This window comes from Micromonospora sp. NPDC005220 (assembly GCF_040607895.1).
In the GTDB taxonomy this organism is placed as follows: domain Bacteria; phylum Actinomycetota; class Actinomycetes; order Mycobacteriales; family Micromonosporaceae; genus Micromonospora.
The window spans coordinates 47,239-53,981 of the sequence record NZ_JBEXHP010000034.1; the positions used below are offsets into that span (position 1 = coordinate 47,239).

Below are 6,743 nucleotides of genomic sequence, written 5' to 3' on the forward strand. Positions count from 1 at the left end.
GCCGGGGAAGGGCTCAGGACGCCTCGTGCGGGCTGGCCGCCACCTCGGTGCCGTCCGGCAACGTCGAGATCACGAAGTCGGCGAACACGTTCGGGGCGACCTCCTGGAGCTGACGCAGGCACTCCACGGCCAGCTCACGGATCTCCACGTCGGCGTGCTCGGTGGCCCGCATCGCGATGAAGTGCCGCCAGGCCCGGTAGTTGCCGGTGACCACGATGCGGGTCTCGGTGGCGTTGGGCAGCACCGCGCGGGCCGCCTGCCGGGCCTGCTTGCGGCGCAGCGTCGGGTTGGGCTCGTCGGAGAAGCGCTGCTCCAGGCCCTCCAGCAACTCGTTGTACGCCTGCACGCTCGCCTCGGCGGCCGCCACGAACTTCTTGTGCAGCTCCGGGTCGTCGGCGATGACCGCCGGCTCGACCATGGCCGCGTCCCGCTCCGGGACGTACCGCTGGGAGAGCTGCGAGTACGAGAAGTGGCGGTGCCGGATCAGCTCGTGCGTGAAGGAGCGGGACACACCGGTGAAGTAGAAGGTGACCGACCCGTGCTCCAGCACGCTCAGGTGGCCCACCTCGAGGATGTGCGCCAGGTAGCCGGCATTGGTGGCGGTGGCCGGGTTCGGCTTCTTCCACGACTGGTAGCAGGCCCGGCCCGCGAACTCGGCGAGCGCCTGGCCACCCTCCGCGTCGGTCGACCACGGCACGTCGTCCGGGGCCGCGAACTGAGTCCACGCGATCAACTTGACCTGGGGCTGCACCATGTCCGGCATCCCTGGGACTTTAGTGGTGCGGTGCCGGCCGGCCCAACTCAGGCGCGCCCCGGTGCAATGTCGATCACTCGGTGCGCGGCGACGCGGACGACGCCCCGGGGCGTGGACCGGGTCCGAGCATCCTCGTCCAGGCTGGGGCGGACAGTTGCGTAGGCGTCCTTTGGAGCTGAATCGTTTGCGACATCAGCCCCGGCGGATTGGCCGCCGACCGAGGCCCGAGCACCCCAGCACCCAGCACCCAGCACCCAGCACCCAGCACCCAGCACCTAGCACCTAGCACGCGAACGACCCCGTCAGCCGCTTCCGCCCGCAAGATCGCGCGCAACACTCCGGAAGTCAGAACCGTTGCGTTAGGCCTAACGGCTGTTCGTCAACCGGCGCCGCCTCGCCGATCACGCAGTTGTGGTGGGCAACAAAACGCCCGTAAGCCGCCAAGCCGGGCACCACAACTCCATGATCGCCGCGCCTGCACTGCCCCTGCTCCGCGGTCTTGCAATTCCTGTCCCGACACAAGCCGCGTCCCACTCAAGTCGACAACCGAAACCGCAAGATCGGCGCGAGCTTCCCGCTCCACCTACGGTGATCTACCAGGAGCCCCTTCGCCAGCACCGGTTGACCCGCCGGCCACAGCGCTAACGCAACGGTGTTGTTCTGGAAGTAGTGGCATTCGCCGCGCTCGATACCACTACATCCTGGATCGAGCACGATCTTGGGCTAGGTGCGTCGGCCGCCATGCGCCGAGGGAGTGGCCGCGCGGCCGCCCGCCGGCTGATCGACTCGGGTTCCTGCAAGCCGGGTTTCCGGGCCAGGTGGACAGCCCGGTTTCTTGAACGCCGAGTCGATCATTAGGCGGGGGCGTCGGAGGAGGCGGCAACGGCTGCCGGAGGGGGCGACGGACGGCGGACGCCGGAGGGGGCGACGGACGGCGGACGCCGGAGGGGGCGACGGACGGCGGGCCTCGGAGGGCGGCAGGCGCCGGAGGGGCGGCTCACGGCAGCGGCCGGAAGAAGCGGCACGTGATGTCGCAAACGATTCAGCTCCAAAGGGAGCTCGTGCAGCACATGCCCGCCGAGCACCGCATCTGCGTACCGGCGCGTCGGGCAGCGGCGGGTCAGACGTAGAGCGAGGTGAACGGCGCCCAGGGCAGGTTGCGCAGCACCGAGAAGGCCAGCCACGCGGCCAGGAAGCCGCCGATGACCTTGGAGCTGATCCGCAGCTCGGGCAGTCGCCAACCGAACGCCTGGCTGCCCGCCCAGGCCACGAAGAGGTACGCGAGGAACGGCAGCGCGAAGACGAACAGGAAGTGGTGCCGGGCGGCGGCCGGCAGATCGCCGTGCAGCACGTACCAGAGGGCGCGGGTGCCACCACAGCCTGGGCAGTCCAGCCCGGTGGTCAACTTGAGCAGACAGCTGGGCGCGGCGTCCGGGTCGGCGTGGGTCGGGTTGCTGAGCAGCGCGTAGCTCATGCCGACGGCGACGCAGCCGACCGCGGCCAGCGGCACCGCCCAGCGCGGGGAGCGCTCGTAGAGTCGCAGCACGAACCGGGTGAGCCGGTCCGGCTCGGGTGCGGCGTAGCCACCCGGCGGGGTCGTCGGCCAACCCTCCGGCCCCGAGCCGCCGGGAACCGCGCCAGCGGGACCGAACCCGCCGATGCCCGCGCCGCCGAAACCGGGCCCATCGGGAGCCGCGCCGCCGAGAACGCCATCTGCGGGCGCGGTGTGGACCACCCCGGGGGCGGGCTGCGGCTGGTCGACCGGTCCGGGAGCGCTCGTCACGCGCTCACGGTACACCGGACACGCCGGCCAACGCGGCGGTGAGCGGACCGGCCAGGTCGCCGGCCGCGGGCGGCGCCACCGCGTCCAGGCCGAGCCAGCCGGCGAGCCGGTACAGCTCGGCGGCGAGCGCCACCGCCGTCTCCCCCGGGTCGGCGCCGGGTTCGAGCCAGGCGGCCGGCACCAGCAGCACCCCGGCCTTGCGATCGGCCTTCAGATCGACCCGGGCGGTGAACCGGTCGCCCTGTAGGAAGGGCAACACGTAATAGCCGTAGACCCGCTGCGGCGCCGGGACGTAGATCTCGATCCGGTAGCTGAAGTCGAACAGCCGTTCGGTACGGGCACGTTCCCAGATCAGCGGATCGAAGGGGCTGACCAGCGTGTTGCCCCGCACCCAGCGGGGCAACCGGGCGGACGCGTGCAGCCACGCCGGCTGCCGCCAGCCCGCCACGGTGACCGGCACCAGCTCACCGGCCTCGGCCAGCTCCGCGACGGCCTGCCGGGCGCCGGCCAGCGGCAACCGGAAGTAGTCGCGTAGCTCCGGCTCGGCGGCCACCCCGAGCGACCGCGCGGCGAGGGCCACCAGCGTGCGGTACGCCTCGGCGTCGGTCGGGGTGGGCGCGGCCAGCACCGCCGCGGGCAGCACCCGCTCGGGTAGGTCGTAGCGGCGGGCGAAGGAGGTGCTGCGCTCGGCGGCGGCCACCTCCCCGGCCCAGAACAGGAACTCCAACGCCCGCTTGACCGCCGACCAGTTCCACCCCCAGTTGCCGGTCTCCCGGGGCGCGTCGTGCTCGATCTCGGCGGCGGTCAGCGGCCCTCGGGCGGCCACCTCGTCGCGGACCCAGGCGACCAGCTCCGGCTGCTCCTGGGCGATCCGCCGCATGCCACCCCAGGATTCGCTGTGCGCGCGGGCCATCCGCCAGCGCAGCATCGGGTGCAGCTCCACCGGGACCAGCGACGCCTCGTGGCCCCAGTATTCGAACAGCTCGCGCGGACGCCGGTAGGCGGCCTGGTCGAGCAACCTGGTCGGGTACGGCCCGAGCCGGCTGTAGAGCGGCAGGTAGTGCGCGCGTTGCAGCACGTTGACCGAGTCCATCTGGATCAACCTGACCCGGTCCAGCACCCGACGCAGGTGCCGGCGGGTGGGCACGCCGGTGGGCGCCGGGTCGGCGAAGCCCTGGGCGGTGAGCGCCACGCGGCGGGCCTGGGCGAGCGAGAGTGATTCCGGTGCGGTCATCGTCGGCGACCTTAATTCATCGGTACGACGCCGGTGCGGGAAGCTGGACGTGACGACCAACGGGGCATAGAACGGTGCAATGCTGACCATCCGCCGGGAGGAGCCGGACGACGCCGAGGCGGTCGCCCGGGTGCACGTGCACGGCTGGCAGGCGGGCTATGCCGGCTTCATGCCGGACGAGGTGCTCGGCCGGCTCAACGTGGTGGCGTGGGCGCAGCGCCGTCGTGACGTGGGCACCGCCGATCCGGAGCACCCGTTCACCACCCTGCTCGGCGAGGTGGACGGGTCGGTGGTGGGCTTCACCACCTTCGGGCCGTACCGCCGCAACCAGGACCGGGACGACCTGGACCCGACGGTCGGCGAGGTGGTGGCGCTCTACGTGGAGCCGGCCCGCTGGGGTGACGGCACCGCCGCCGCGCTGCTGGACGCCGCCCGGAGCGGGCTCACCGAGCGGGGCTGGGCCGGGTACCGGGCGTGGGTGCTGGCGGCCAATCGGCGGGCCCGGCGGTTCTGCGAGCGCGCCGGCCTGTCACCGGACGGTGAGCGGTCGACTTACCAGGTTCCGCTGGCCGGCGGGGGTCCGCCGGTCGGGCTGGTCGAGCTGCGGTACACCGGGCGCCTCGACCGCTGACCCGGGCGGGGTCAGCCACCGGCGGATCGGCAGGAAGGTCAGCAGCGCCAGGCTGACCCACACGTAGGCGTTGCTGCCCAGGAAGCCGTCGACGCCGGTGAAGTCCTTCTCCCAGAACCAGACCGTCCGGCTGATCAGCAGCGCGTACCCGATGCTCGCGGCGACCAGCAGGACCCGCCGTCGGCGCCCGGCCGGCGCGGCCATCGCGTTGTCGACCAGGAGGATCAGCGCGGGCAGCAGCCAGACCAGGTGGTGCACCCAGGTGACCGGGCTGACCAGGCACATCACGGCGCCGGTCAGCGCCAGGCCGGTCGCCTCGTCGCCGGCCGCGACGGCGGCCCGGGCGCGCCAGGCCCAGAGCGCCAGGGTGCCGAGCACCAGCAGTAGCCACAGCAGAGTGTTCGGGTGCTCCGGGTCGAGCCGGGCGACCACCCCGCGCAGCGACTGGTTCGAGACGAAGGCCAGCTCGCCCACCCGCCCGGTGTTCCACAGCGCCTCGGTCCAGAATTCCCGGGACGCGTCCGGGAAGAGCGCGGCGGCCAGCAGTGAAACCCCGGCGGCCGTGCCGCTGGCGGTGAGCGCCGCCCGCCACCGTCCGGTCACCAGCAAATAGACGATGAACACGCCAGGGGTCAGTTTGATCGCCGTGGCGAGGCCGATGCCGACGCCGGTCCACCGGTTGCCGGCCGGCAACAGCCGCAGCAGGTCCACCGCCACCAGGAAGAGCAGCAGCGTGTTCACCTGGCCGAAGTTGACCGTCTCGCGCATCGGCTCGAACGCGGCGGCCAGGCAGAGCGCCACGGCCAGGGCGAACCACCGGGTCCAGCCGGCGCGGATGGCGATCGGGTCGACCAGCCACCAGATCAGCACCGTCGTGGTGACCACGCTGGCGAGCACGCTCACCACGATCGCGACCGACCACGGCAGGTACGCCATCGGCAGCATCACCAGCGCGGCGAACGGCGGATAGGTGAAGCCGTACTGGGTGCCCGGCTTGAGGTAGTCGTAGATTTCCCCGCCGTCGTGCACCCACCAGGTCAACGCGCCGTAGTAGACCTTCAGGTCGAAGAACCCGTGTCGGACGGCCGCGACGGCGAGGAACCCGGTGACCGCCGCGGCGAGCACCACCACCCCGACGACCTGCGCGGCCGTCCTGTTGGCACCCTGCGCCACCGTCGTCTCCCTCGCCCTGCGTAGGCTTCCGTCCCATGGCTCTCGGGTACGTCCGCCCGGCGCGTCCCGAGGACGCCGGCGAGATCGCACGCATCCAGCTCGCGACCTGGCGGGTCGCGTACCGCCGGATCCTGCCTCGGCATGTGCTCGACAACCTGGACGAGGCGTTCCTCGCCCGGCGGTGGAGCGCCGCGGTGCTGGAGCCGCCCTCCGGCGCGCACCGCGTGCTGGTCGCCGTCGAACAGGCCGAGCAATCGTATCTGGTGGGGTTCGCCGCCTCCGGCCCGGCCGACGGCGAGGCGTTGGCCCCGGGTGAGCCGGCCGACGCGCTCGGCCCGGACGTGGCGGCGGTGACCGACCTGCTCGTGGAGCCGCGCTGGGGTCGGCGTGGGCACGGCAGTCGGCTGCTCGCCGCCGCCGTCGACCTGTGGCGGGAGGACGGCATGACCCGGGCGGTGGCCTGGGCGTTCGACGGTGACGAGGCGACCCGGAAATTCCTCACCAGCACCGGCTGGGAGCCCGACGGCGCGGCCCGGGCGCTGGACGTCGACGACATGCTGGTGCCGCAGGTCCGCCTGCACGTGGGCGTTCCGGCCGAGAAGGTCGAGTGACTGTGTGGCGGCCCCGGGTCGGGGCCGCCACAGCGGACCGGTCAGCCCTTGTCCGAGCCGTCGTTGGCGTCGCGCACGAAGTACCGCTGGAACACCACGAAGATGATCGCCACCGGGATGGTGGCCAGCAGCGCGGCGCCGAGCTTGAGCGGGTACCGGTTGCCGCTGCCGAGTGAGCCGCTGACCAGGTCGGCCAGCCCTCGCGGCAGGGTGAACAGGTCCGGGTCCTGCACCGACACCAGGCTGTGCGGGAGCGCCCACCCGCCCCTCGATCTTGCGCTTCCCGCCGGCGCGTAAGGAACATTCCGCGCATCCCGACAACCGAAACTGCAAGATCAGCGGGACGGACGGGCTCAGCCCCCGCACGCCGCCCCCGCCCCGGTCGCGTCGATCATGCAGTTGTGGTGCCTCGCAAAAGGGGCTTATGCGGAGCTCACGCCCACCACAACTCCATGATCGGCGGGGCGGGGGCGGGGCGGGGGCGGGCGGGGCGGGGCGGGGCGGGGCGGGTTAGCGGACTTGCTCTGCTATCAACTCGTCGTCGTCCATGGCTTCGG

The 6,743-nt window shown here is 72.3% G+C and carries 7 protein-coding genes; 2 read left to right on the forward strand and 5 right to left on the reverse strand.

Annotated elements, in window-relative coordinates:
- Window positions 1-13: 13 nt before the first annotated feature.
- The 3 genes from thyX to ABZU52_RS15700 all read right to left on the reverse strand — a co-directional run bounded on the left by thyX (window position 14) and on the right by ABZU52_RS15700 (window position 3,771).
- Entirely contained in the window at window positions 14-754 is a 741-nt protein-coding gene (gene thyX / locus ABZU52_RS15690; RefSeq protein WP_354971748.1) for an FAD-dependent thymidylate synthase, read from the reverse strand.
- Window positions 755-1,874: 1,120 nt separating this feature from the next.
- A complete protein-coding gene (locus ABZU52_RS15695; RefSeq protein WP_354971741.1) occupies window positions 1,875-2,537 on the reverse strand; it encodes a DUF2752 domain-containing protein in 663 nt (220 codons plus the stop codon).
- Window positions 2,538-2,541: 4 nt separating this feature from the next.
- A complete protein-coding gene (locus ABZU52_RS15700; RefSeq protein ID WP_354971742.1) occupies window positions 2,542-3,771 on the reverse strand; it encodes a crosslink repair DNA glycosylase YcaQ family protein in 1,230 nt (409 codons plus the stop codon).
- A gap of 79 nt (window positions 3,772-3,850) precedes the next feature.
- On the opposite strand from ABZU52_RS15700, the gene ABZU52_RS15705 reads away from it, so the two are divergent.
- Window positions 3,851-4,402 carry a GNAT family N-acetyltransferase gene (locus ABZU52_RS15705; protein ID WP_354971743.1) on the forward strand — a complete coding sequence of 184 codons (552 nt, stop codon included), beginning with the start codon at window positions 3,851-3,853 and terminating at the stop codon, window positions 4,400-4,402.
- Here ABZU52_RS15705 and ABZU52_RS15710 read toward each other — a convergent pair.
- The gene (locus ABZU52_RS15710; protein WP_354971744.1) at window positions 4,301-5,575 is read right to left on the reverse strand and encodes a glycosyltransferase family 87 protein; all 1,275 of its coding nucleotides are present in this window, start codon (window positions 5,573-5,575) and stop codon (window positions 4,301-4,303) included. The two genes, ABZU52_RS15705 and ABZU52_RS15710, sit on opposite strands and share 102 nt — an antisense overlap.
- A 35-nt stretch (window positions 5,576-5,610) precedes the next feature.
- Between ABZU52_RS15710 and ABZU52_RS15715 the strand changes: the two genes are divergently transcribed.
- A complete protein-coding gene (locus ABZU52_RS15715) occupies window positions 5,611-6,186 on the forward strand; it encodes a GNAT family N-acetyltransferase (RefSeq protein ID WP_354971745.1) in 576 nt (191 codons plus the stop codon).
- A gap of 41 nt (window positions 6,187-6,227) precedes the next feature.
- Here ABZU52_RS15715 and ABZU52_RS15720 read toward each other — a convergent pair whose 3' ends face one another.
- Window positions 6,228-6,419 (reverse strand): hypothetical protein, encoded by a 192-nt coding sequence (locus ABZU52_RS15720; protein ID WP_354971746.1) that lies wholly within the window; start codon window positions 6,417-6,419, stop codon window positions 6,228-6,230.
- Window positions 6,420-6,743 lie beyond the last annotated feature (324 nt).